Here is a 22,772-nt window from a genome sequence, read left to right on the forward strand (position 1 = left end):
CTGCACGCTCCTGTGAAGGACTGCTCGCGCTCTAGCACTCCCGCGCCGGGCCCGATAGGGCGGGGCCCGGCGCGGGACTCAGAACATGTCGCGCAGCGAAGGCGGCGGCCCGGCGAAGAGGCTGTCCGCCGCGCGCACCGAGGCCTCCTCCCCGTGCAGCGCGCCCATGGCCCGCAGCGCCTGGGCGGACAGGTGGCCGGTGTACAGCGGGGCCAGCTCCCGCACGTGCAGCCGCAGGCGGCCCTCGCCGCCGCGGCGGACGCGCGCCTGGCCTTCCGACACCTCCAGCACGAAGCGCCCCTGGTTCTCCGGGAAGAGGTCGTCCTCCACCTCCAGGTGCAGCGCGCCGGAGAGCCCCTCCGACCAGCCGCGCGCTCCCAACGCGGAGGCCACGTCCAGCACCCGCACCATCCAGTGCATGTACAGCTTCACCGAGTACGTCTGTTCGCGCAGCAGCAGGAGCAGCGGGTCATCCACCCCGCCGTACCAGAAGGCCTCCGTGGCCAGGGAGCGGTGGTCCCCCAGGAAGCTCAGGATGCGCCGCGCCGCCGCGGGGGTGTGGGCCACGACGTCGGTGAGGAACAGCTCCTGCTTGAAGTCCTTGAGCGCCCGGCGGATGACGTAGACGTGGCCCTCCACCCCCGCGCTGCCCTCCACCAGGTAGCCCTGCGCCACCTCGCCGCGCATGTTGCGCACGCGGCCCCAGGAGAAGTCGCCCCGGTCCAGCCAGCCCGGCCGGTGCCGCGCGTGGCGCTGGTAGCTCAGGACGATGGCCGCCGTGTCCGCCTCCCGGATGGGCCGCAGCGACAGCGTCCGCTCGCTGAAGTCCAGCGACGGCACCTGGAGTCGAATCTCCTGCCGCGTGCCCGCGTGTTCGTAACCGACGCGCCGGTAGAGCGGCTGGGTCGCGGGGTAGAGCACCGACAAGGGGGCTCCCGTCGCGCGCGCCTCGCGCAGCAGGTGCTGCATCAGCCGGGTGGCGGTGCCGCGTCCCCGGTGGACGGGCGACACGCCCACGCCGCCCACGCCGATGACGGGCACGCTGCGCCCGCCGTACCACTGCCCCATGCGGATGAGCACGAGCGAGGCCGCCACCTCGCCGCCCTCGCGCAGGAGGCGCAGGTCCGACCGCGTCGTGCGCTGCATCCAGGCGGCGCCGTCCGCGGGCGACATGGCATACGACTGCATCATGATGTCCGCGACGGCGGACATCTCACGTTCGTCTCGCGGCGGTCCGAAGTCGCCAGGCTGCGTCTCCATGCGCATCTCCGTTCCCCTGATGGCGCGCGCGGGCGCCTCGGGCGCCGGCATTCTCATGACGCCTTGGGTGGCCTGTCGAGCCACAAGCCGCGGCCCGGCCAGGCCCCGTGCGCCTCGCGACGCGGCTCCCCGCTGCGCCGGCCATGACGCTTGAGCTGGGCTCGCTCGTCGCCGCGCCCGCGCGGGTCCACTGCCCTCCAGTGCCAGTCGGACGTCCGCCATGGACAGCGCCCCCGCACGGCGGAACGCCCGCGACACCCCAGCGCTACGATTCCCGCCAACACACCTCAGGGGGGACCTCATGGCAGAGAGCGTGCCTGTGGCTGGCAGTGGGGCTGGCAATCGCGGCGGAGAAATCGTCGGCGCCATTCCCCGCTCGGAGTACGGACGGATGGCGGTGCTCACCACGGCCATGCCCATGGCCGTCCTCGCGGCCACCTGGTACCTGCCGCCGGGATGGAACCTGCTGGGGACGGCCGCCATGCTCACCGGCTTCCTGCTGGTGCTGGGCAAGGCCATCGTGGGCGTGCCGCTGGCCCTGCTCATCAGCGAGCGCAACCTGATGAGCCTCTCCCGCTTCCAGGCGCTGGTGTGGACCGTGGTGGTGATGGCGGGATACCTGACGATGACGCTCGCCCGAGTGAAGACCGGCGCGTCCAATGCCGGGGGCGTGAGCATCCCCCAGGAACTCTGGATTGCCATGGGCATCTCCACCACGTCCCTGCTGGGCACACCGCTGGTGCTGGGTGGCAAGCGCGCGCGCAGCCCGGATGAGAAGCTGGTACGGAACACCTCCGTGCAGCTCGCGGAGGAGGCCACGGACATCGACGCGCACCGCCAGGGCGTGCTCTACGCCAACGCGAACATGACCGACGCGCGCATGGCGGACATGTTCCAGGGAGACGAGGTGGGCAACACCGCGCACATCGACCTGGCCAAGGTGCAGATGTTCTATTTCACGCTCATCGCCGCGGTGGGCTACTTCATGGACGTGGCCATGTCGGTGGCGCGCGGAGCCAACAGCGCGCTGCCCGCGCTGTCGCAAGGCATGCTCGCCCTGCTGGCCATCAGCCACGGCGGATACCTGCTAGGCAAGACAGGCGACCACTCGAACTCCAAGCCAGCCTGATGCCGCGCGCGAAGCGTCACCTTCGGCGACGCCCTGACGCGCCGAACCAGGCTGCAACGTCTTGAAGCTCCGCCTGGCGTCATCACCATCCCCCAGGTCTTCGTGGTGGGCGCGGCGTTTGGTTCCCAAGGGACACGGGTGGCCTACACTGGCCCCGTGTCCAAAGCTTCAGAGCAGGGCCCCACCGAGGGCCTCCGTGGTCGGCTGCACACCATCATCTTCGAGGCCGAGACGCCCGCGGGCAAGGCGTTCGACGTGGGCCTCTTGTGGGCCATCCTCTTCAGCATCATCGCGGTGATGCTGGAGAGCGTCGCGTCCATCCGAGCCCGGTATGGGGACGTGCTGCTCGGCGTGGAGTGGTTCTTCACCGCCCTGTTCACCCTGGAGTACCTGCTCCGGCTCTTCTCCGTGAGCAGGCCGCTGCGTTACGCCCGCAGCTTCTTCGGGCTGGTGGACCTGCTCGCGCTGCTGCCCACCTTCCTGAGCGTGCTGATTCCCGGGGCGCAGTCGCTGCTGGTGATTCGGGTGCTGCGGCTGCTGCGCGTCTTCCGCGTGCTCAAGCTGACACACCTCTTGGGACAGGCGGAGGTGCTGCTCACCGCGCTGCGCGCCAGCCGCCCGAAAATCACCGTCTTCCTGGGCACGGTGCTGACCATCGTCGTCATCATGGGCGCGCTGATGTACGTGGTGGAGGGCCGGGAGAACGGCTTCGACAGCATCCCCCGCGCCATGTACTGGGCCATCGTCACGGTGACGACGGTGGGCTTTGGCGACATCACCCCCAAGACGGTGCCAGGGCAGTTCATCGCGTCCATCCTGATGGTGATGGGCTACGGCATCATCGCGGTGCCCACGGGCATCGTCTCCGTGGAGCTGGCCGCCGCCACGCGGCACGCGGTGGACCACCGGGCGTGCCCTGCCTGCGGCCAGCAGGGGCATGACCTGGATGCCCAGTTCTGCAAGCACTGCGGACACGGGCTGTAGGTGCGCCTCCGCCTGCTCCACGAGCCAGCGGCCAGGCGCTGGCGGCCGTCTCCAGCCAATCCCTTCCAGCGGGTGAATCTTATCCGTGGAGCCCTGGCTCCCGGATGCCCTGGAGGGAATCATGCTCTTCCGCCAGCTCTTCGACACGACGTCGTCGACGTACACCTATCTGCTCGGGGACGAGGAGCGCGGCACGGCCCTGCTCATCGACCCCGTCGCTGAGCGGGTCGAGCGGGACCTGACGTTGATGCGAGAGCTGGGCCTCTCCCTCACCCATGTGCTGGACACACACGTCCACGCGGACCATGTCACGGCGTCCGGCCTGCTCCGGGCTCGCACGGGCGCCAGGGTGGTGGGCGGCGCGGCCGGGGCACCGTGCGCCGACATTCATGTGAAGCACGGCGACACGCTGCGGGCAGGGGCCTTCACGTTCCAGGTCCTCGCGACACCGGGCCACACGGATGACAGCGTGAGCTACCTGCTGGGCGACCGCGTCTTCACCGGGGATGCCCTGCTCATCCGTGGCAATGGCAGGACGGACTTCCAGAATGGCAATGCCGGCACCCTGTATGACTCCATCACCCGGGTGCTGTTCGCGTTGCCGGACGAGACGCTCGTGTACCCGGCCCATGACTACAAGGGGCTGACGGTGACGACCATCGGCGAGGAGAAGCGGCACAACCCGCGCGTGGCGGGCCGGAGCCGCGAGGGCTTCATCCAGCTCATGAACAACCTGGGCCTGCCGAAGCCCAAGCTGATGGACGTGGCGGTTCCGGCCAACCGTGCGTGTGGACTGGCGTCACCGGACAACGCTCAAGACAGACATCAAGCATCTGCGACTCCAGGGCAGGTCTGTTGATGCCAAGCACACAACTCGCTGAAACATCCAGCCAGAACGCAGGCCCCGGGCGTTCACTCCGCACCACGCCAGGTAGGATGCGGGGCCATGCCTCGCACCGCGCATAGGCCGCTGGAAGTGGATGAGGAGAAGCTCGTCCTTCAATTCCCCAGCCTGGACCGCAAGGCCGTGGGTGCGTTCTTCACGCCAGCGCCGCTGGCGGAACGCACACTGGCGCTCGCGCTCCGGCACGTGGGCGAAGGGCCCCTCACGGTGGTGGACCCCTCGTGCGGCGCGGGAGCGTTCCTCACCGCCGCCTCCCGGCTGAGACCCGGCGTCCGGCTCTGCGGTCTGGAGCTGGACCCCGAGGTCGCACGCCTCTGCCAGGCCCGCGTCCCGGAGGCCCACGTGCACGCCGGGGACGCCCTGCGAGACGGCCTGGCCCCGGTGCTCGCCACCACGCCCCCGGACCACATGGAGCTGTGGGTGGGCAACCCGCCCTACAACGGCACCTCGTCCGTGCTCAAGGACCCGGGCACCTACGCCCGGCTGCGCGCCCTGCTCCCGCTGGCGCTGATGCCCGGCACCAGCCTGCGCGACGACTTCGCCTTCTTCCTCCTCGTCGCCGCGCACCGGCTGGCCACCCGGCCCGGCGCGCTCGCCTTCATCACCCCGGCGAGCTTCCTCGACGCCTTCATGTACGCGCCGCTGCGCCAGTCGCTCCTGGAGACGCTCTCCCTGCGCGAGGTGGTGGACCTGGGCCCGGGCGCCTTCGCCGGCACCCAGGTGCGGACCTGCATCACCGTATGGAGTTCCCTCCCCGGCCCCCACCCCGCCCCGCGCTTCGAGCGGCGCGGCATGGGCCAGCACTTCACCCCCGAGGCCCCCGAGTGGCGGCTCGCCCCCACCGCGCCCGAGGCCTCCGCCCTGGACGCCCGCTGGCGACAGAGCGGCGAGCCCCTGACGCGGCTCGTCCCCGTCAGCCTGCCCGGCGTCAAGACACGCTTCGACGAGCTGCTGGTGGACGCCGACCCGGAGCGGCTCCTCACCCGCGTGAGGGACTTCGCGGCCACGCCCGAGGACGCCCTGCCCGAGTTCGCCAAGGCCCACGGCCTGCCCGACGACTTGATGCCCAAGCTGCGTGCGCTGAAGGCCGGCCCGCCGCTGGAGGTGGACGCGAGCTACGTGCGGCCCTTCTACCGCTATGGCGGCGCGCGCCACCGCGGCAGCGTGCCCCCCGAGGCCCGCGCGTACTGCTACCTGGACCGGCGGCTCGTCCCCCGCGGGGACCACCGGCTGCGCGGGCCCTATGACCCGCACCTGGGCGCGGTGAAGCTGCTCTTCAACGTGCGCGAGCTGCCCCTGTCGGCCGCGCTGCTGGAGGACGAGGGCTGTGTCCACGACCACCGCCACGCGCGCTTCGCTCCGCTCTACGTCCCGCAGCGCCTGCGCGACGAGGGCCTGGGCCTCACCCGCTCCGTGAAGAGTCGCGACGAGCTGGGCCCCCTGGTGCCCAACCTCTCCCCCAGGGGATTGGAATGGGCCGAACGCCTGGGCGGCCCCCTGCCCGCCTTCCGGGCCCTGGTGCGCTTCCTCAACAGCCCGGAGGTCCAGGGCATCTGGGCCCCCGCCTTCGGCGCCTCCCGTGTCGTGCCCGTGCCGCTCACCGATGAGTGAGCGTTACAGAGCAGATGGGCCGGCTGCCCGCTTGCTTTCTCCTGCGGCGGGCGCGAGCAACCGGTAGTGTCCACCTTCGCTCCGTAGCGCACGACCTCAGGAGGAAGACACACCCATGAAGATTCGAGCCCTGCTCACCGCCGCCGCACTGACCGCCGCCCTCCCCGCCCTGGCTCAGGAGAACGCGGGCACGCCGCCGGCCAAGGGCACCGCGCCGGCGACGGACAAGAAGACGCCGCCCAAGCACCAGACGGCCAAGGCCCAGGTGAAGGACTCCCAGGGCAAGGACGTGGGCGACATCACCCTGGAGCAGACCAAGCAGGGCATCCTCATCAAGGGCAAGCTGAGCAACCTGCCGCCGGGCCAGCACGCCTTCCACATCCACGAGGTGGGCAAGTGCGAGGCGCCCGGCTTCACCACGGCGGGCGGCCACTTCAACCCCACGAAGAAGGCCCACGGCCTGCTGGCGCCCAAGGGCAAGCACCACGGCGACCTGCCCAACCTCTACGTGGCGAAGGACGGCACGGTGCAGTTCGACATCTTTTCGCAGAACGGCCTCACCGTGAAGTCGCTGTTCGACAAGGACGGCTCCGCGGTGGTCATCCACGCCCAGGAGGACGACTACCACACCGACCCGACGGGCGACGCCGGTGGCCGCATCGCCTGCGGCGTGGTGGAGAAGACGTAGGCCGTGACTCGCTGAAGCAACCGGGCCTCTCCCTGTCACCGGGAGAGGCCGCTGTCACAGCGTCACACGTAGCCGAAGCGCCGGCGCGCGAACCACTCCGCGCCCAGCAGCGCGATGAGCGCCACCAGGTAGTACCAGCGGTCCCACAGCGGCTGGTCCCTGGCGCGCCCCACCTCCACCACCGGCGGGTCCAGCAGCGGCACCTCCGGCAGGCCGTCCCGCGGCAGCGAGTACGACTTGCCGCCCGTCTCCTTGGCGATCCGCGCCATCAACTCCGGCCGCACGGACGCATCCGACAGCTCGGGGCCCACGGCGCGCACGGCCACCGCGTCCTCGCCCTTGCCCAGGTCCGTCTCGCCCTTCCTCGCGGAGGCCAGCAGCTTGTAGGGCCCGGGCGCGGGGGGCTCGAACTCCAGCCGCACCACGCCGTCCGTCCCCGTGGTGCCCGTCTGCACCGCCACCGGCTTCTGCGTGGCCACGGAGAAGAGCTCCACCCGCACCTGCGCGTCCTGCGCCGGCTGGTAGTCCGCCAGCCGCGCCTGGACCACCACGCCCACGGGCCGGCCCGGCTCCACGGACGGCGGATCCGCCGTCACCTTCAGCGTCGTCAAATCCGGGTCCCTCACCAGCCACCGCAGCGCGTTGCCCCAGAAGCGGTCATACGCGCGGCTGGGCGAGCCATCCTTGTGCGCCGCGAAGGCCCAGTACCAGGACGCGTCCGTGGCCATCACCAGCGAGCGCCCCCGCCCGTAGTCCCACACCGCCACCAGCGGCGCGTTCTTCCCGCCCACCGTCAGGTGCGGGTGGTCCAGCAGCACCGTGGCGCCGGGGCGCGCCTGCGTCAGGTTGGCGCCGGGGATGGGCGGCAGCTCCGCCCACGCGGCCTCCGTGCTGGCCGCGCCCATGCCAATGCCCGTCACCGGGTGGCGCAGGCCCTCCGGCGTCAGGCGCGGCTTGAAGGCGTCCAGGTTGGCGGGCCCCGCGGCGACGACGGGCAGCGCCTCCATCAGCGTGGGCATGGTGGCGCGGCCCTCGCCCAGCACGCTGTCTCCGCCAATCATCACGAAGGCGCCGCCGTTGTGGACGTAGCGCTCCAGGTTGCGCTCGTACTCGGCGATGGAGAGCGACGGGTCGGAGTGCCCGAAGTTCTGGAAGATGACGACGTCGAAGGTGTCCAGCTTCGTGTCGAAAATCTCCTCCATGGGGAACGGGATGAGGGACAGCTCGCGCTGGTCGTTCACCACGCCCGGGTCGTCCGACAGCGTCCGGAGGATGTAGAAGGACACCAGGTCCACGTTGGCGTCCTGGCGGAGCAGGCCGCGCAGGTAGCGCTCGTCCCACGAGGGCCGGCCCACCACGAGCAGCACGCGCACGCGGTCCCGAATCACCTTCAGCGTGAAGGAGCGGGTGTTGTTGTCCGCCACGGCCTCGCCCGGGAAGGTGGGCACCGTCACGGTGTAGACGAAGCGGCCCGTCTGGTCCGGCGTGAAGGTGAAGGCCACGGGCTTCACGTCGTCCGCGGACTCCAGCCGCACCACCTTGCTGGCGACCGTCTTGCCTTCCTGGCTCAGCACCACGGGGATGTCCTGCCCCGCGAAGCCGCGGCCGTGAATCTCCACCTCCACGGTGAGCGAGTTGCGCACGAAGGCGAAGTCATCCACCTTCAGCCCCTCCACGGCCACGTCCTTCAGCGTCTCCTGCCCCACAGTGAAGGTGGAGACGGGGACGTTCAGGTCCGCCAGCGCCGCGCGGGCCCGGCCCACCACGCCCGCCTTGAGCTCGGCGTTGTCCGCGCCGTCGCTGAACAGCAGCACGCCGGACAGCTTGCGCGAGCCCTGCCCCGCCCCCGCCGCGGCGCGCACCGCGGCCAGCAGGTCCGTGGTGCCCGCGCGCGCCGGCGACTTCAGCGCCTCCGGCGTCACCGGCGCCAGCTCCGGATCGAAGCCGTACAGCTCCACCGTGAAGCGGTCCTGCAGCTCCGCCAGGCGCGGCGCCGCCTGCTCCAGGAAGGCGGCGACCTCCTCGGAGCGCGAGCGCCCGCCCACCTCCGCGGGGAAGCTCATGGACGCGGAGCGGTCCACCAGCACCGCGACGCGGTTCTTCATCCGCGCCACCTGGAGGTGACGGATGCCGGGCTCCAGCAGGAAGAAGAGCGCGGCCACGCCCGCGCCGACGCGCAGGGCCCAGAGGAGGACGCGGCGCCCGCGCGAGGGCTCACGGCGCACGCCCCAGGCGGCCAGCAGCACGCCCAGCACCAGGCCCAGGGCGAGCAGGACCAGCGCCCACGGTGGCAATGGCGAGAGGGTGACGAGCTTCCAGGCGTTGAACGTGGGGGAGTTCATCCAGGCTTTCGGCGGAGGGCCGGTGCTTCAGCGCCGCTTGTTGAGGATGAGCGGCAGGTGGACGGCATCGTCCTTGTAATCCAGGCAGAGGGCGTACATGCACACGTTGATGCCCAGCCGCACCGCCAGCTCGCGCTGGGGCTCACCCCCCGGGGAGACATCGAACTCGAAGTCACCCGACTCGTTGCGGCTCCACGCCCCGGCCAGGTCGTTCTGCGAGTAGAGCACCGCGGCGCGCTTGCCCAGGTTGCAGCCCATCAACTGGGGCTTGTTGAGCACCCGCCCGGGCGCCGCGTCCAGCAGGAAGAAGGACTTGAACACCACGTGCTTCGACGGCACCTCCGCCAGCGGGCTCTGCGGCAGCACCCGCGCCATCTCCCGGCGGAAGGACGCGTCGAAGCCCGCCCCGTCGCTGGCGTCGTTGGCGTCCGCGAGCATGAAGCCGCCGTACGTCAGGTAGCGGCGCAGGTTGGCCACCTCGGCCTCCTCCAGCGGCGGGAACTCGCCCTCGCCGCCGAAGTAGAGGAACGGGTATTCGAAGAGGTCCGGGGAGCTGAGCGGGAACGGGCGCGCGTCCGGGACGACCTCCACGGAGGTGCGGCGCTGCAGCTCCCAGGCGATGCGGCGCAGGCCGGACAGCCGCGTGTCCCAGCGCCCCTTGTGGCGGGCCACGGCGGGGATGAAGCGGTTCTTCTCACCGAAGGCATGCGCCCGCCGGGACAGCAACGGGGCGAGCGCGGCGGTGCCGAGCAGGAGGTTTCGACGGGTCAGACGCCGCGCGGACATAGGGCGTATCTATATACCGTCGACGGGTACGCGCATTCCCCGGTATAGAGCGGCGTCATGGCGAAAGGCGGACAGACGCCCCCGGCGCCCGGCTCGGCGGAGGTCCAGGCCGCCTGGGCCCGGAAGGAGGCGGGCGACGTGGCCGGCGCGCGGCGCGACGCCGAGCGCATCCTCGCGGGCAGCCCGTCCGCCGAGGACCGCGCGGAGGCGGAGGCGCTGCTGCGGCGCACCACCACGCCACGCGCCCTGTATGGTTTCGCCCTGCTTGCCGCTATCGTGTTCGTGCTCCTGCTCGTACTCGCCATCGTCCGATACGCGTAAGCTTCCGCGGACCGCATCAAGGAGAATCTGCCATGGAAGGCCTCCTCCAGGCCCTCGGGGCGTACCAGACGTTCAACCCGCCCGGCTGGGTGGCCATCTACCGGCTGCTGCCCATGTGGGCCGGCATCGTGTGCTGTGTCGCGGGCGTGACGTTGCTCGTGGCCGGCGGGGGCAAGATGTTCCGCGTGCTCGCGGGCCCCATTGGCGCGGTGCTGGGCCTGCTGTGGACGCCCATCCTCGTCATGAAGCTGGGCCTGCCGGACGTGGCCCGGATGGCCACCATCGCCGCCGCGGTGCTGATGGCGCTGGGCTTCCTGCTGCCCACGGCCATCACCTTCCTGGGCGTGGGCGTGCCGCTGGGCCTGGTGGCCGGGCAGATCGCCGGGCAGCAGGACTTCCTGCTGGGCTTCGCGCCGGGCTTCATCATCGGCGGGCTGGTGGGCGCCATGCTCCAGCGCCCGGTGGCCGCGGTGGTGGCGTCCGCGGTGGGCGCGTGGATGCTCGTCATCGGCGCGCTCGCGGCGCTGCACCAGGTGGGCGGCGTGGTGCAGGCGGTGGCCAGCAAGCCCTGGGGCGTCATCATCGCCGCGGGCCTCTTCGCGGTGGCCGGCGCGGTGTATCAACTGGCCGTCCGGCCCTCGCCCGAGGAGGCGGACAAGCTCCGCGGCGAGCGCGAGCGCATCAAGCAGCGGCAGGCGGAGCAACATGCGCTCGAAAAGCGCTGGGGGGTCAAGTAGCCCGCAGAGGCAGGTGGCCGTGCTTTACGTCCACCTGCCCGGGGCGTAGATTCCGCCGCCTTTCCCCCCGGAAGGATTGATGGGTCAGGCCAGGCGCAAGGAGAAGCAGGACCAGTCCCCCACGGAGCCCGCTCCCTCGCAGGAGCCGTCCGTGGGCACCGCGTGGGTGAAGCCGGCGGGGCTGACTCGCAAGGGGTGGGCCGTGCTCGTCGGCCTCATCCTCGTCATCCAGTTCCCGCTCATCCACTACGCGCTGTTTCGTGGACAGCCGGACGCGAGGGCGACGGTGCCGTATGCCCAGGACTTCTCCGAGCCGGGCGTGGTGCAGCGCGACTTCTTCTCCACCGGCGGTTACTGGCGTGTGACGCAGGGCGAGCTGCTCGCCCCCGGCGTGAAGAACAACCCGCTGTGGCTCCAGGCCGCGCTTCCGGATGACGTCGCGGTGGAGTTCGACGTCCGCTCGGAGCTGCCCGCCGGGGACATCCGGGTGGAGCTGTTCGGCAACGGGAGGGACCCGGCCTCCGGCTACATCCTGGTGCAGGGCGGGTGGAACAACGCCCTGTCCGTCATCGCCCGGCGCGACCTGAACGCGCCCTCCCTGGACGCGCTGAGGCGCCGCGCCGCCCGCAAGGGCCAGGCGAACGTGGACCTCAAGGCCAGCGGCTTCTTCAAGGAGGACACCAAGGTCCGCGTGGAGCTGCGCGGCCAGCCGGTGCAGGCCGGCCGCACCTACCACTGGCGCATCGAGCGCCGCGGCTCGCTGCTGCGCTGGTTCGTGGACGGCGAGCTGATGCTGGAGCTGGACGACCCGTTCCCCCTCAAGGGCCCCGGGCAGGACCGGCTGGGCCTGTCCGGCTTCGAGTCCCAGATTTTCTGGGACAACCTGCGGGTGGACACGCCGGACAAGCTGCCCTTCACGGCGGCGCCGCGCGCGCCCACGCCGCCCCCCGGGCCCTACGCGGACGACTTCAACCGCGACACGCTGGGTGACGCGTGGAGCGCCACCAACCCCTCCGCGGTGAAGCTGGTGGACGGGGCGCTGGTGGTGGAGCTGATGCACAACCGGCCGATGTGGCTGAAGCAGCCCATCCCCACCAACGCCGTCATCGAGTTCGACGCGTGGACGGACAACCCGGAGGGCGACATCAAGGTGGAGGCGTGGGGTGACGGCCGCTCCTTCTACGCGGGCGACCTGCGGCTGCAGTACACCGCCACCGGCTACGTCTTCATCTTCGGTGGCTGGCGCAACACCCAGTCCGCCATCGCCCGGCAGAACGAGCACACGAATGACCGGGCGGTGCGTGACGGCGCCGCGGTGGTGGCCGGCAAGCGCCACCACATCAAGATTACCCGCAGCGGCGGCACCCTGACGTGGGAGCTGGACGGCCAGCCCTTCCTGACGCTCAAGGACCCCGCCCCGCTGGAGGGGCCGCGCAACCAGTACTTCGGCTTCTCCGGTTGGAAGAACCGGGTCCACTTCGACAACTTGAAGATTCAGCCGCTCGCCCCCTAGCGGCGAAGGAAAGTCACACGTGCGCAGAGTAGGCATCTTCGGCTGGGGCGTGGTCGCCCCCCGGTCCAGGAACATCGAGGCGTTCGAGCGCAACCTCTCGTCGTCCGAAAGCTGGCTGTCCCCCTTCAACGGCTTCGGCCCCGACAACTTCCTCGTCGGTATGCCGGAGTTCGACCTGGCCGACTACAAGCCGTGGATTGACGCGCGCTTCCCGGGCAGCCGCTTCTCGCAGTTGGAGCGGAAGATGGGCCAGCCGACCCAGTACGCCATTGGCGCCTTCATCCAGTCGCTGGCGCAGAACCCGGGCCTGGAGCAGGAGCTGCAGGCGCTGGGGCCCCGCGCGCACGTCTACGTGGGCACGGGCCTGGGCGACCTGCCCACCATCCGCTCCATCTCCCTGGACCTGTACCGCGCCCAGCGCCGGTGGGACCGCTTCTGGGCCGCGCCGGAGCGCAACAGCGCCCTGCGCCAGTGGCGCGAGACGCAGGAGCCGCTGCCCGGCCTCCCGCCGGAGCCCTCCACGGTGGACGAGGCCACGCGCGACGAGGCCGAGGACGCGTGGTGGCACTTCTGGGCCGGCCGCTCGCCGGAGCTGCGCGAGTACCTGGACGAGCTGCGCGAAATCGAAGCCATTGGCGTGCCGGACGACGGCGACGTGGAGTCCGCCAAGCTGGCCGTCATCAAGGAGAAGCGCACCCGCAACGCCCGGCTCCAGAAGAAGTGGATGTCGCCGGAGCCGCCGTGGAACGCGGTGTCCTCCAACGTGCTGTGGAACATCCACAACACGCCGGCCTCGCAGATTTCGATGATGGGCCGCATCACCGGCATGACGTTCGCCCCGGTGGCCGCGTGCTCGTCCTTCGGCTACGGACTGCGGCTGGCCCTCAACGCCATCCAACTGGGCCAGGCGAAGGCCGTGGTCATGGGCATGACGGACCCGCCGCCCATGCCGCTCACCGTGGGCGGCTTCTACAACGCCCGCGTCATCTCCGCGGACGCCGCCCTCTCCAAGCCGCTCACCGCGCTGCGCGGCACGCACATCGCGGGAGGCTCCGTGGTGTGGGTGCTGGGGGACTTGGAGCACTTCACGGCCAGGGGCTTCAAGCCGCTGGGCATGGAGCCCGTCACCGTGGGCGTCACCGCGGACGCGGACCACATCATCACGCCGTCCAAGGAAGGCCCCACGCTGGCCATCCGCGAGGCCCTGGGCGCGGCCGGCATCGCCCCGGAGGACGTGGGGAGCTGGGACTTGCACGCCACCGCCACCCCGGGTGACTTCCTGGAGGTGCAGAACCTGCGGGACGTGCTGCCCGAGCAGGTGCTGATCACGGCGCGCAAGGGCACCTTCGGCCACGGCATGTCCGCGGGCGGCGGCTGGGAGCTGACGGCCCAGTACCTGGGCTACGGCCAGGGCAAGGTGTTCCCCACCCCGCTGCAGGAGGCGGAGCTCAACAAGCAGATCTCCCGCGTCCACGGCCGCTTCGTCTTCGACGAGGCCGTGCCGGCGCCCGCGGGCTGCGCGGGCAAGCTGTCCATGGGCGTGGGCGGCATCAACGCCTGCGTCATCTCCCGCCCCTGGCCGAAGGAGTAGGGGCGGAGGCGCGCCGCGGGGCTCAGGGGTGTGCGGCCAGCGCCTCCGCGTCGAGGCGCGCGGCCGCCTCCGGGTCACTCAGGCGCAGAATCTCCAGCTCGATTTCCAAATCCCGGAAGTAGTTCTGCCGCGTCGGCAGGACGCCGCTGGCCTGGCTGTCGTTGACGGCCTGGGCGTATTCCTCCTCCGTCTTGATTTCCCTGTCCACGTAGCCCACGCCAATGGACTGGGTGATGCGGTCGCCGCGCATCACCCGCAGGGCCGTGCCGCCGCTGGCGAGCACGATGCCCTGCACCAGGAAGCGGGACGCCGTGCCGGGCCCCAGGCTGCCGCCGCCGGAGTCCAGCCACTCCGTCTCCAGCACGTAGCGGCCCGGCATCTCCTTCCAGGAGTAGCCGTGGCTGCGCAGCACCTCCTGGACGTGGGGCCACAGCTCCGCCAGCTCCTTGCGGTAGACGTGGTCGGCCGCCTTGTCGCGCACGTAGTTCTTGCGCAGCGAGCTGGAACAACCCGTGAGCGTCAGCAGCGTGGCGACGACGAGACACACTCCCGCGAGGCGGGTGGAGCGGTGCATGGGGGGTCCCCTGAGGGTGCGAGGGCGAACGGCCGGGTGGCCCCCAGCATATCGCCAGTGCCCGGCCGCATGCCCGGCCCCCCCTCCCCCAGCCGTCAGACCTTGGGGCTGGCCACCAGGTCGAAGTCCGGGATGTGTTCGCGCATGAACTCACGCATCCGGTTGATGAGGGCCGCCTCGATTTGCCGGGCCCGCTCCCGGCTGACGCCGTACTTGTCGCCAATGTCCTGGAGCGTGAGGGGCTCGTCGGAGATGAGGCGGCTTTCGAAGATGTAGCGCTCCTTGCCCTCCAGCGTCCGGGCGAACTCGGAGAGCTTCTCCCGGAAGAGGGCCTTGAGCTGCTCGGCGCCCAGGCGCTCGTCCGCCGGCATGGAGTTGGACGGCAGGTAGCGGTCCGCCCGGGTGGCCCGGGAGTCGTCGTCGTTGCCCAGGGGCGCGTCAATGGACATCTCGTCGTGCCCCAGCCGCTGGTCCATCTCCACCACGTCCTGCTCGGTGACGTTCAGCCGCTCGGCGAGCAGCTTGGGGCTGGCCTCGAAGCCCTGGGCAATGAGCTTCTCCTGCTCCTGGCGCAGCTTGAAGAAGAGCTTCCGCTGGGCCTCGGTGGTCCCCAGCTTCACCATCTTCCAGTTGTCCATGATGTAGCGGAGGATGTACGCGCGAATCCACCACGCGGCGTAGCTGCTCAGCTTCACGCCGCGCTCCGGGTCGTACTTCTTCACCGCCTGCATCAACCCGATGTTCCCCTCCTGCACCAGGTCCAGCAGGGAGAGCGGGTTGCGGTGGTACTCGTGCGCCAGCTTCACCACCAGGCGCAGGTTGGACGCCACCAGCCGGTAGGCGGCGTTCACATCGCCGGATTCCTTGTAGTGCCGGGCGAGCTGGAGCTCCTCCTCCCGGGACAACAGGGGGTGGCGCTGCACCTCGGCCATGTAGGCCTGGAGCGGATCCCTCGGGGTGAGCCCCGCCTCGCCAGCACGCACCAGGGCCCGGGGGGGCGCCACGGGGGTGCTCAGGTCCGCCTCTGGCTCCACGTCCTCCAGCTCGGCCGCGTCCGGTTCCAGGGAATCCGGGTCCGTTTGGGCCTCGACCTCCGCCCCCTCCACCTCGGCGTCCACGGCGTCGCCAGCCCCTGGCGAGGCCGGCCGCTTCGCGCGGGGTCGGGGGGACGTACCTTTGGTTCTTTTCCTCCCATTCGCCATGGGGGCTCCATACAGCAAAGTGCCGCGATTGTTGCCACAGGGTAATGCAGGGGCTATGCCCATGCCCGATGAGCGACATCCAAGAGCCAAACGTGCCGGGGAGTCCGGCGCCTGACGAAGCCCCGACGCGTCCCGCCGAGTACATCGCGGACATCGGCTTCGACGACATGAACCTGTCAGAGCCCATCCGCCAAGCGCTGGCGGAGCGCGGTTATACCAACCCCACCCCCGTCCAGGCCCGCGCCTTCCGGCCCGCCATGGAGGGAAAAGACCTCATCGTCCGCAGCAAGACAGGCACCGGAAAGACGGCCGCCTTCGGACTTCCCCTGCTGGAGAAGATTCCCGCCGACGAGCGCCGCGTGCGGGCGCTCATCCTCTGCCCCACCCGCGAGCTGGCCCTCCAGGTGGCGGACGAGCTGAAGATGCTCGCCAGGCACAAGGGCCTGAAGGTCGCGGCCATCTACGGCGGCGCCTCCATGAAGCAGCAGGAGGACGCGCTGGAGGAGGGCACGCCCATCATCGTCGGCACGCCGGGCCGCGTGTTCGACCACATCAACCGCGGCAACCTGAAGCTCGACGCGTGCGACCACGCCGTCCTGGATGAAGCGGACGAGATGCTCAACCAGGGCTTCTACGAGGAGGTGACGCGCATCCTCGACCGCCTCCCCAAGACGCGCCAGGTGCTGCTCTTCAGCGCCACCGTCCCCACGGACATCCAGAACCTCATCGCGCGCTACACGACGAACGCGGAGACGCTGCTGCTGTCCGGCGACGTCTTCACGGTGGAGCACATCCACCACATCCGCTACGACGTGTCGGACGCCTTCCCCAAGCCGCGCAACCTCATCTACGTGCTGGAGAAGGAAGAGCCGCAGAACGCCATCATCTTCTGCAACACCCGCGACGACACGGCGCTGGTGACGGCGGTGCTCAACCGCAACGGCTTCGACGCGGAGCTGCTCAACGGGGACCTGCCGCAGAAGGAGCGCGAGCGGGTGATGGGCAAGGTGAAGCGCGGCGAGGTGGCCTTCATGGTCGCCACGGACATCGCGGCGCGCGGCATCGACATCTCCGGCCTGGAGTACGTCATCAACTACTCGCTGCCGGAGGACCCGGCGGTGTACCTGCACCGCGTGGGCCGCACCGGCCGCATCGGGAACAAGGGCACCGCCATCAACCTCTTCTCCGGGCGCGAGCTGGCCACGTACACCGCGCTGGAGAAGAAGTACGGCATCAAGTTCGACAAGCGCGAGATGCCGGCCCCGGAAGAGGCCATGCGCCTGTGGACGGAGCGCCACGTGCGCGAAATCCAGGAGGCCGCGGGCGGCTCCGTCTTCGAGGGCTTCCTGCCGCTGGCCGCGCAGCTCAAGCCGCGCGCGGACGCGGATGACCTCATCGCCTTCCTGCTCAAGTACTTCTTCAGCCACCTGCGCATGGAGAAGGCCGCCGCGGCGATGGCGGCCGAGGGGCGTGAGCCGCCGCCGGAGCGCAAGTTCGAGAGCCGCGAGGGCGGCCGGCGCGAGCGCGGTGAGCGCAAGGAGCGTGGCGACCGGCGCGAGCGCGGTGAGCGCGACGACCGGCGCGAGCGGCGCGGTGAGTCCTCGGAGCGCGAGCGCCGGCCCCGCCGTGAGGAGTCGCGGCGCGAGCGCGGCGGCGAGGCTGGCCGTGGCGCGGCGGCGCTGGAGGCCGGCCCTGGCGAGGCCAAGCTGTGGGTGAACCTGGGCACGGCGGACGGCCTGGGGCCGGGCAGCATCGCCACCGCCCTGGAAGACGCGGGCGCCCCGGTGGGCAAGGTGGTGCGCGCCGAGCTGCGCCCCACCTTCGCGTACGTCTTCGTGGCGGAGGAGGACGCCGCCGCCTTCGAGACGCTCAACGGCAAGCAGCACGGCGCCAAGACGCTGCGCGTGGAGAAGAGCAAGCCGCGCACGGAGCGTGACGCCACGCCCCGCCCGCCCCCGTCCCCGGACGCGGGCCCCGGCGAGGCGAAGCTGTGGATCAACCTGGGCATGGACGACGGCATGGACGAGGCGAAGCTGCCCGCCGCGCTGGAGGCCGCGGGCGCCCCGGCCGGCAAGGTGCTGCGCGCCCTGCTGCGCCCCACCTACGGCTACGCCTACGTGGCCGAGGACGACGCGCCCGGCTTCGAGGCCGTCAACGGCAAGCTCCATGGCGAAAAGGCGCTGAAGGTGGAGCGGCACCGTCCGCGCGGTCAGCGGCCTGAGCGCCGCCCCCGCACCGAGGCCCTGCCGGAGATTGCTGGCCAGACGCGCCTGTGGGTGGGCCTGGGCAAGCAGGACGGGCTGGACGAGGCGGGCGTGGCCGCCGCGCTGGAGGCCGCGGGCGCTCCGGCCGGCAAGGTGCTGCGCACGGACCTGCGCCCCACCTACGCGTACGTCTTCGTCGCCGACGAGGACGTGGCGGCCTTCGAGGCCACGCACGGCAAGCCCCACGGCGAGCGCACGCTCAAGGTGGAGCAGGCCAAGCGGAAGTAGTCCCTCAGGCGCCGCCGGTCCCCGGACCGGCGGCCTTCCTGCGCCGCTCACGGTGGTAGTGGGCGGCGCACAGGCCCCGGGCGAGCACCGGCTTCTGACAGCCGGGCTCGCCGCAGCGGGCGGGCTCGGGCCGCTCAGGCGCCGTGTCCGCCGCCGCGGGTGAGGGCTCGCTGAACATCACCTCCGCCACCGACAGCAGCCGGTCCACGTCCGCGCGCGACAGGGCGCGGCCCCGGACGAAGGCCTCCAGCCGGTGGACGCCCGCGTCCCGCGTGTCCTCCAGCCGCAAGAGCTCCCACAGCGGGAGCTGGAGCGCGGAGGCCACCTGGAGCAGCGTCTCGTAGCTGGGGCTGCGCTCGCCGCGCTCCAGCAGGGACGCGAAGGACACGGAGATGCCGCAGCGGGCGGCGAGGTCCTCCTGAGTCATGCCCCGCCGCTCCCGCAGCGCCCGGATGCGCCGGGCCAGTCCCTGGAGGTGTCCACTCACGGTGGAAGCGTCCGGCGGTTCGGGCGGCATGGCAGTTTCCTATGGTAGCGCACCCCTTCTGTTAAGGTCTCGCGCGCCGCCATCCAGGAGTCTGCCGACACATGAGCGCCGTCGAGGGTACCAACTACTACTTCCGCAAGGCCGCGCGGATCATGGACGTGGGAACCCCCATCGAGACGCTGCTCGCCACGCCCCTGCGCGAGGTGAAGGTCCAGGTCTCCATCGAGATGGACTCCGGGGAGATTCGCACCTTCCTCGGCTACCGCATCCAGCACGACAACAGCCGCGGCCCCATGAAGGGCGGCCTGCGCTACCACCCGCTGGTGGACCAGGACGAGTGCGCGTCGCTCGCGTCGCTGATGACGTGGAAGACGGCCGTGGTGAACGTCCCCTACGGCGGCGCCAAGGGCGGCATCGCGTGCGACCCGTCCCAGCTCAGCGTCAAGGAGCTGGAGCGCCTCACCCGGAAGTTCGTGGACCAGGTGCAGGACGTCATCGGCCCCACGCGGGACATCCCCGCCCCCGACGTCAACACCAACCCCCAGGTGATGGCGTGGATCATGGACCAGTACTCGCGCTACCACGGCCACTCGCCCGCGGTGGTGACGGGCAAGCCGCTGGAGCTCTACGGCTCCAAGGGCCGCGAGGCCGCCACCGGCCGCGGGCTGCTCTACGTGGCGCGTGAAATCCTGCGGGATTTGGGCCTGCAGGTGCGGGGCACGCGCTTCGCGCTCCAGGGCTTTGGCAACGTGGGCAGCCACACCGCGCAGCTCCTCTGGGAGGACGGCGGCGTGGTGGTGGCGGTGGCGGACGCGCTGGGCGGCGTGCGCAACCCGCAGGGCCTGGACATCCCCTCCCTCTTCGAGCACGTGAAGCGCACCGGCACGGTGACGGGCTTCGGCGGCGGGGCTTCGTGCAGCAACGAGGACGTGCTGGGCGCGGACTGCGAGGTCCTCATCCCCGCCGCGCTGGGCCACGTGCTCACCCGGGAGAACGCCCACGCGGTGCGCGCCCGGCTCATCATCGAAGGCGCCAACGGCCCCACCCAGCCGGAGGCCGACGAGGTCTTCGAGAAGCGCGGCATCTTCGTGGTGCCGGACGTGCTGGCCAGCGCGGGCGGCGTGACGGTGAGCTACTTCGAGTGGGTGCAGAACCTCCAGCACCTGTCGTGGGAGGAGGACCGCGTCAACGCGGAGCTGGAGAAGTCCATGAAGGAGGCCTACGAGCGCGTGGCGCAGGTGGCGCGCTCCCGCAAGGTCTCCATGCGGACGGCCGCGTACATCCTGGCCATTGGCCGGGTGGGCAAGGCCACCGTGCTGCGCGGCATCTGACGCGGCCGGCCGTGTCACGCGCTGGACGTGGCGCGGCGCGGCAGGCAGCGGGCGGAGCGGGCTTCCTCCACCTGTCTCTTCCGCGACGGGCGCGCTTCCGATAGAGGCGCGAACATGGTCACCCTCGAGGACATCCAGGCCGCGCGCGAGCGCCTTCGCTCGGCCATCCGCCCCACGCCGTGCCCGCAGTCGGACTACTTCACGGAGCGGACGGAGTGCGCCGCGGTGTACTTCAAGCTGGAGAACCTCCAGCGCACCGGGGCCTTCAAGGAGCGCGGCGCCCTCAACAAGCTGCTGACGCTGACCGAGGACGAGCGGCGCCGGGGCGTCATCGCCGCGTCGGCCGGCAACCACGCGCAGGGCGTCGCGTACCACGCGCGGCGGCTGGGCGTGAGCGCCACCATCGTCATGCCGGAGCGCACGCCCCTCATCAAGGTGTCGCGCACGCGGGATGACTACGGCGCGCGCGTGGTGCTCAAGGGCACCAACTACGACGAGGCCTACGCGGAGGCGCTGCGCATCCAGAAGGCGGAGGACCGCGTCTTCATCCACCCCTTCAATGACGCGCACGTCATCGCCGGCCAGGGCACCATCGGCCTGGAGCTGCTGGAGCAGTGCCCCGACCTGGAGGTGGTGCTGGTGCCCATCGGCGGCGGCGGGCTCATCTCCGGCATCGCGTGCGCGCTGAAGGAGACGCGGCCCGGCATCCGCGTGGTGGGCGTGCAGGCGGAGACCATCGCCAGCATGAAGGCGTCCATGGAGGCGGGCGAGCGCGTGCTGCTGGCCGCCGCGGGCACCACCATCGCGGACGGCATCGCCGTCAAGCGCGTGGGCGACCTCACCTTCCCCATGGTGCAGAAGTACGTGGACGAGGTGGTGGCGGTGGACGAGGAGGAGATTGCCGCCGCCATCCTCACCCTCCTGGAGCAGGAGAAGAGCGTGGTGGAGGGCGCGGGCGCGGTGGGCGTGGCGGCGCTGCTCAGCGGCGACGTGCCCTCGGCGCGGGGCCGGCGCACCGCCGTCATCCTCAGCGGCGGCAACATCGACATGAACGTCATCAGCCGCATCATCGAGCGCGGCCTGGTGAAGGCCGGGCGCCTGGTGCAGTTGGAGGTGCGGCTGCCGGACCGGCCCGGCATGCTGGCGAAGCTCACCACGCAGGTGGCGGACCTGCGCGCCAACGTGGTGGAGATCCACCACGAGCGCGCCTTCTCCAAGGCGGGGCTGGGGGAGGCCATGGTGGAGGTGACGCTGGAGACCACCGGGCCTGCGCACATCGAGGAGCTGGAGCGCGCGCTCCACAAGCTGGGCTGGCAGGTGGCGCGCAAGTAACAGCCCTGCCCCGGGAGGGCCTTGCGCCCGTGCGCCCGAGTCCGGCGATACTCAGGGCATGAGTCCCGCTGCCCTGCTCTCCGCCCTCCTGCTGGCCGCCGCCCCTCCTTCTCCCGCGCAGAAGGCGAAGTCGCTCTCCGCCAGCCGCTCCTGGGAGGAGCTCTACCTGGCCTTCTCGGCCGGTGACGCGGACGACGTGCCCGCCGCCCAGCGCGGCGCGGTCTCCGCCGCGCTGCACAAGGGCTGCGAGGCCCTGAAGCACGAGGACCCGGTGATGGCGTACTCCCTGGGCGAGCGCGCCGCCGTCTACGCGGAGTCCGCGGGCGCGCTGCGCTGCCTGGCCCGGTCGGCGCGGAAGACGGACCAGCGGGCCGCCGCGGAGGCGGCGCTGCGCAAGGGGCTGGCGCTGCACCCCAAGGACGGCGCCTTTGGCCTGGAGCTGGGGCGGCTGCTCATGGAGGAGCAGGACGCGGTGGGCGCGGTGGCCGCGTTGGAGAAGGTGCCCGCCCGTTCGAAGGAGGCCGCCGACGCGAAGCGGCTGCTCCAGCAGGCTCGCGCGAAGGCGACGGCGGAGCACGCCGCGCGGCGGGAGGCGGAGCGCCTGGAGCTGCGGATGAACGGCGCCACGAGCGGGCGGCCCACCGTCATGGTCGAAACCGCGCCCGCGGTGGCCGGCCAGGGCCGGGGCTCCACGCGCTCGGCCAGCCTCAACTACGAGTCGGGGACCAGCGCGGACGGCATGCGGACGCGCTCCAACAGCCGCTTCGTCATCAAGTACTTCAACAACCAGCGCGACTTCGGGCAACGCGCGGAGTACGAGGGCCGCATCGTCGCCGCGCTGGACGAGGCGTATGACTTCACCCGCAGCATGCTGGGCGAGGTCCGCCAGGCGCCGGTGGACGTCGTCCTCTACACCGTCGCGGAGTTCACGACGCACTTCGGCCCCGCGAGGGCGCGGGCCGTCGCCGGGCTCTACTCCGACAACGCCATCCGCATCAACGACGCCGCGGAGCTGACCCAGCAGACCCGGGCCACCCTGGTCCACGAGTACGTCCACGCCGCGCTGGATGACTTCTGCGGCGGCCATGGCGGCAACCTCCCCGTCTGGCTCAACGAGGGCCTGGCCGAGTACGTCGAGTGGCGCTACCTGGGAGGCGAGGACCCCGAGCGCTCCGTCCGCGGCTACATGGCCCAGGCCGCCAAGGCGAACGCCCTGCCGAAGCTGGCGCAGATGGAGGGCTCGTCCCTCATCATGCAGCGCAACCCGACCATCGCCTACGCCACCTCCGCCGTGGCGGTCCGGGAACTGGTGAAGCGGGGCGGCACCGGCCGGTTCCTCACCCTGGTCCGCGAGGTGGGACAGGGAAGACCCATCGACGAGGCCCTGACGGAGCACTACGGCAAGACGCGGGCGACCCTCGACGAGGACGTCCGGGCCGCTCTCCAGTAGGGGAGGCTGCCAGCCGGGCCCGGGCCAATTGGTTTACC

The 22,772-nt window shown here is 71.1% G+C and carries 19 protein-coding genes; 13 read left to right on the plus strand and 6 right to left on the minus strand.

The features are described 5' to 3' along the window. Positions 1-78: 78 nt before the first annotated feature. Complete coding sequence (locus tag MYMAC_RS28400) at positions 79-1,260, minus strand: GNAT family N-acetyltransferase (protein WP_204816990.1); 1,182 nt, start codon at positions 1,258-1,260, stop codon at positions 79-81. A 301-nt stretch (positions 1,261-1,561) separates the two neighbouring features. Between MYMAC_RS28400 and MYMAC_RS28405 the strand changes: the two genes are divergently transcribed. The 5 genes from MYMAC_RS28405 to MYMAC_RS28425 all read left to right on the plus strand — a co-directional run bounded on the left by MYMAC_RS28405 (position 1,562) and on the right by MYMAC_RS28425 (position 6,576). Continuing rightward, positions 1,562-2,389 (plus strand): hypothetical protein, encoded by an 828-nt coding sequence (locus MYMAC_RS28405; protein WP_095960351.1) that lies wholly within the window; start codon positions 1,562-1,564, stop codon positions 2,387-2,389. A 156-nt stretch (positions 2,390-2,545) separates the two neighbouring features. Next, complete coding sequence (locus MYMAC_RS28410) at positions 2,546-3,373, plus strand: ion transporter (RefSeq protein ID WP_095961720.1); 828 nt, start codon at positions 2,546-2,548, stop codon at positions 3,371-3,373. Between the two features lie 121 nt (positions 3,374-3,494). Then, complete coding sequence (locus tag MYMAC_RS28415; protein ID WP_095961721.1) at positions 3,495-4,232, plus strand: MBL fold metallo-hydrolase; 738 nt, start codon at positions 3,495-3,497, stop codon at positions 4,230-4,232. A gap of 87 nt (positions 4,233-4,319) precedes the next feature. Continuing rightward, a complete protein-coding gene (locus MYMAC_RS28420; RefSeq protein WP_095960352.1) occupies positions 4,320-5,888 on the plus strand; it encodes an HsdM family class I SAM-dependent methyltransferase in 1,569 nt (522 codons plus the stop codon). Positions 5,889-6,003: 115 nt separating this feature from the next. Continuing rightward, entirely contained in the window at positions 6,004-6,576 is a 573-nt protein-coding gene (locus tag MYMAC_RS28425; RefSeq protein ID WP_095960353.1) for a superoxide dismutase family protein, read from the plus strand. A gap of 62 nt (positions 6,577-6,638) precedes the next feature. Here the strand turns inward: MYMAC_RS28425 and MYMAC_RS28430 are convergent, their stop codons facing one another. Continuing rightward, entirely contained in the window at positions 6,639-8,918 is a 2,280-nt protein-coding gene (locus MYMAC_RS28430; protein ID WP_095960354.1) for a glutamine amidotransferase, read from the minus strand. Positions 8,919-8,945: 27 nt separating this feature from the next. Continuing rightward, positions 8,946-9,704 carry a DUF4159 domain-containing protein gene (locus MYMAC_RS28435; RefSeq protein WP_013938445.1) on the minus strand — a complete coding sequence of 253 codons (759 nt, stop codon included), beginning with the start codon at positions 9,702-9,704 and terminating at the stop codon, positions 8,946-8,948. 57 nt (positions 9,705-9,761) lie between these two features. Here MYMAC_RS28435 and MYMAC_RS28440 point away from each other — a divergent pair, with 57 nt between their 5' ends. The 4 genes from MYMAC_RS28440 (at position 9,762) to MYMAC_RS28455 (ending at position 13,866) form a co-directional block, all read left to right on the plus strand. Then, positions 9,762-10,025, plus strand: coding sequence for a hypothetical protein (locus MYMAC_RS28440; protein ID WP_013938444.1), 264 nt, complete (start codon positions 9,762-9,764; stop codon positions 10,023-10,025). 32 nt (positions 10,026-10,057) lie between these two features. Continuing rightward, positions 10,058-10,762 carry a hypothetical protein gene (locus MYMAC_RS28445; RefSeq protein ID WP_013938443.1) on the plus strand — a complete coding sequence of 235 codons (705 nt, stop codon included), beginning with the start codon at positions 10,058-10,060 and terminating at the stop codon, positions 10,760-10,762. 79 nt (positions 10,763-10,841) lie between these two features. Further along, positions 10,842-12,275 (plus strand): DUF6250 domain-containing protein, encoded by a 1,434-nt coding sequence (locus tag MYMAC_RS28450; protein ID WP_095960355.1) that lies wholly within the window; start codon positions 10,842-10,844, stop codon positions 12,273-12,275. Positions 12,276-12,294: 19 nt separating this feature from the next. Next, on the plus strand, positions 12,295-13,866 hold the full coding sequence (locus MYMAC_RS28455; RefSeq protein WP_095960356.1) for a beta-ketoacyl synthase N-terminal-like domain-containing protein: 1,572 nt from the start codon (positions 12,295-12,297) through the stop codon (positions 13,864-13,866). 22 nt (positions 13,867-13,888) lie between these two features. On the opposite strand, the gene MYMAC_RS28460 is transcribed toward MYMAC_RS28455, so the two are convergent. Both MYMAC_RS28460 and MYMAC_RS28465 read right to left on the minus strand, forming a co-directional pair. Continuing rightward, entirely contained in the window at positions 13,889-14,440 is a 552-nt protein-coding gene (locus tag MYMAC_RS28460; protein ID WP_013938440.1) for a hypothetical protein, read from the minus strand. Between the two features lie 95 nt (positions 14,441-14,535). Continuing rightward, the gene (locus MYMAC_RS28465) at positions 14,536-15,642 is read right to left on the minus strand and encodes a sigma-70 family RNA polymerase sigma factor (RefSeq protein ID WP_043710447.1); all 1,107 of its coding nucleotides are present in this window, start codon (positions 15,640-15,642) and stop codon (positions 14,536-14,538) included. A 68-nt stretch (positions 15,643-15,710) separates the two neighbouring features. Between MYMAC_RS28465 and MYMAC_RS28470 the strand changes: the two genes are divergently transcribed. Then, complete coding sequence (locus tag MYMAC_RS28470) at positions 15,711-18,134, plus strand: DEAD/DEAH box helicase (protein WP_095960357.1); 2,424 nt, start codon at positions 15,711-15,713, stop codon at positions 18,132-18,134. A gap of 4 nt (positions 18,135-18,138) precedes the next feature. Here the strand turns inward: MYMAC_RS28470 and MYMAC_RS28475 are convergent, their stop codons facing one another. Next, a complete protein-coding gene (locus tag MYMAC_RS28475; protein ID WP_095960358.1) occupies positions 18,139-18,651 on the minus strand; it encodes a helix-turn-helix domain-containing protein in 513 nt (170 codons plus the stop codon). A gap of 71 nt (positions 18,652-18,722) precedes the next feature. Between MYMAC_RS28475 and MYMAC_RS28480 the strand changes: the two genes are divergently transcribed. The 3 genes from MYMAC_RS28480 (at position 18,723) to MYMAC_RS28490 (ending at position 22,734) form a co-directional block, all read left to right on the plus strand. Next, a complete protein-coding gene (locus MYMAC_RS28480; protein WP_013938436.1) occupies positions 18,723-19,952 on the plus strand; it encodes a Glu/Leu/Phe/Val family dehydrogenase in 1,230 nt (409 codons plus the stop codon). A 114-nt stretch (positions 19,953-20,066) separates the two neighbouring features. Beyond that, positions 20,067-21,284: a threonine ammonia-lyase gene (gene ilvA, locus MYMAC_RS28485; protein ID WP_013938435.1), complete on the plus strand. Its 1,218-nt coding sequence runs from the start codon at positions 20,067-20,069 to the stop codon at positions 21,282-21,284. A gap of 58 nt (positions 21,285-21,342) precedes the next feature. Then, entirely contained in the window at positions 21,343-22,734 is a 1,392-nt protein-coding gene (locus MYMAC_RS28490) for a peptidase MA family metallohydrolase (protein ID WP_095960359.1), read from the plus strand. The last annotated feature ends 38 nt before the right edge of the window (positions 22,735-22,772 follow it).

The sequence above is a fragment of the Corallococcus macrosporus DSM 14697 genome, from assembly GCF_002305895.1.
GTDB classification, from domain to species: Bacteria; Myxococcota; Myxococcia; order Myxococcales; family Myxococcaceae; genus Myxococcus; species Myxococcus macrosporus.

Excerpts from the sequence above, each read along its gene's own strand:
- MYMAC_RS28400 (WP_204816990.1), bottom strand. The coding sequence starts at position 1,260 with ATGGAGACGCAGCCTGGCGACTTCGGACCGCCGCGAGACGAACGTGAG.
- MYMAC_RS28405 (WP_095960351.1), top strand. The coding sequence starts at position 1,562 with ATGGCAGAGAGCGTGCCTGTGGCTGGCAGTGGGGCTGGCAATCGCGGC.
- MYMAC_RS28415 (WP_095961721.1), top strand. The coding sequence starts at position 3,495 with ATGCTCTTCCGCCAGCTCTTCGACACGACGTCGTCGACGTACACCTAT.
- MYMAC_RS28420 (WP_095960352.1), top strand. The coding sequence starts at position 4,320 with ATGCCTCGCACCGCGCATAGGCCGCTGGAAGTGGATGAGGAGAAGCTC.
- MYMAC_RS28425 (WP_095960353.1), top strand. The coding sequence starts at position 6,004 with ATGAAGATTCGAGCCCTGCTCACCGCCGCCGCACTGACCGCCGCCCTC.
- MYMAC_RS28430 (WP_095960354.1), bottom strand. The coding sequence starts at position 8,918 with ATGAACTCCCCCACGTTCAACGCCTGGAAGCTCGTCACCCTCTCGCCA.
- MYMAC_RS28435 (WP_013938445.1), bottom strand. The coding sequence starts at position 9,704 with ATGTCCGCGCGGCGTCTGACCCGTCGAAACCTCCTGCTCGGCACCGCC.
- MYMAC_RS28440 (WP_013938444.1), top strand. The coding sequence starts at position 9,762 with ATGGCGAAAGGCGGACAGACGCCCCCGGCGCCCGGCTCGGCGGAGGTC.
- MYMAC_RS28445 (WP_013938443.1), top strand. The coding sequence starts at position 10,058 with ATGGAAGGCCTCCTCCAGGCCCTCGGGGCGTACCAGACGTTCAACCCG.
- MYMAC_RS28450 (WP_095960355.1), top strand. The coding sequence starts at position 10,842 with ATGGGTCAGGCCAGGCGCAAGGAGAAGCAGGACCAGTCCCCCACGGAG.
- MYMAC_RS28460 (WP_013938440.1), bottom strand. The coding sequence starts at position 14,440 with ATGCACCGCTCCACCCGCCTCGCGGGAGTGTGTCTCGTCGTCGCCACG.
- MYMAC_RS28465 (WP_043710447.1), bottom strand. The coding sequence starts at position 15,642 with ATGGCGAATGGGAGGAAAAGAACCAAAGGTACGTCCCCCCGACCCCGC.
- MYMAC_RS28470 (WP_095960357.1), top strand. The coding sequence starts at position 15,711 with ATGAGCGACATCCAAGAGCCAAACGTGCCGGGGAGTCCGGCGCCTGAC.
- MYMAC_RS28475 (WP_095960358.1), bottom strand. The coding sequence starts at position 18,651 with ATGCCGCCCGAACCGCCGGACGCTTCCACCGTGAGTGGACACCTCCAG.
- MYMAC_RS28480 (WP_013938436.1), top strand. The coding sequence starts at position 18,723 with ATGAGCGCCGTCGAGGGTACCAACTACTACTTCCGCAAGGCCGCGCGG.
- ilvA (WP_013938435.1), top strand. The coding sequence starts at position 20,067 with ATGGTCACCCTCGAGGACATCCAGGCCGCGCGCGAGCGCCTTCGCTCG.
- MYMAC_RS28490 (WP_095960359.1), top strand. The coding sequence starts at position 21,343 with ATGAGTCCCGCTGCCCTGCTCTCCGCCCTCCTGCTGGCCGCCGCCCCT.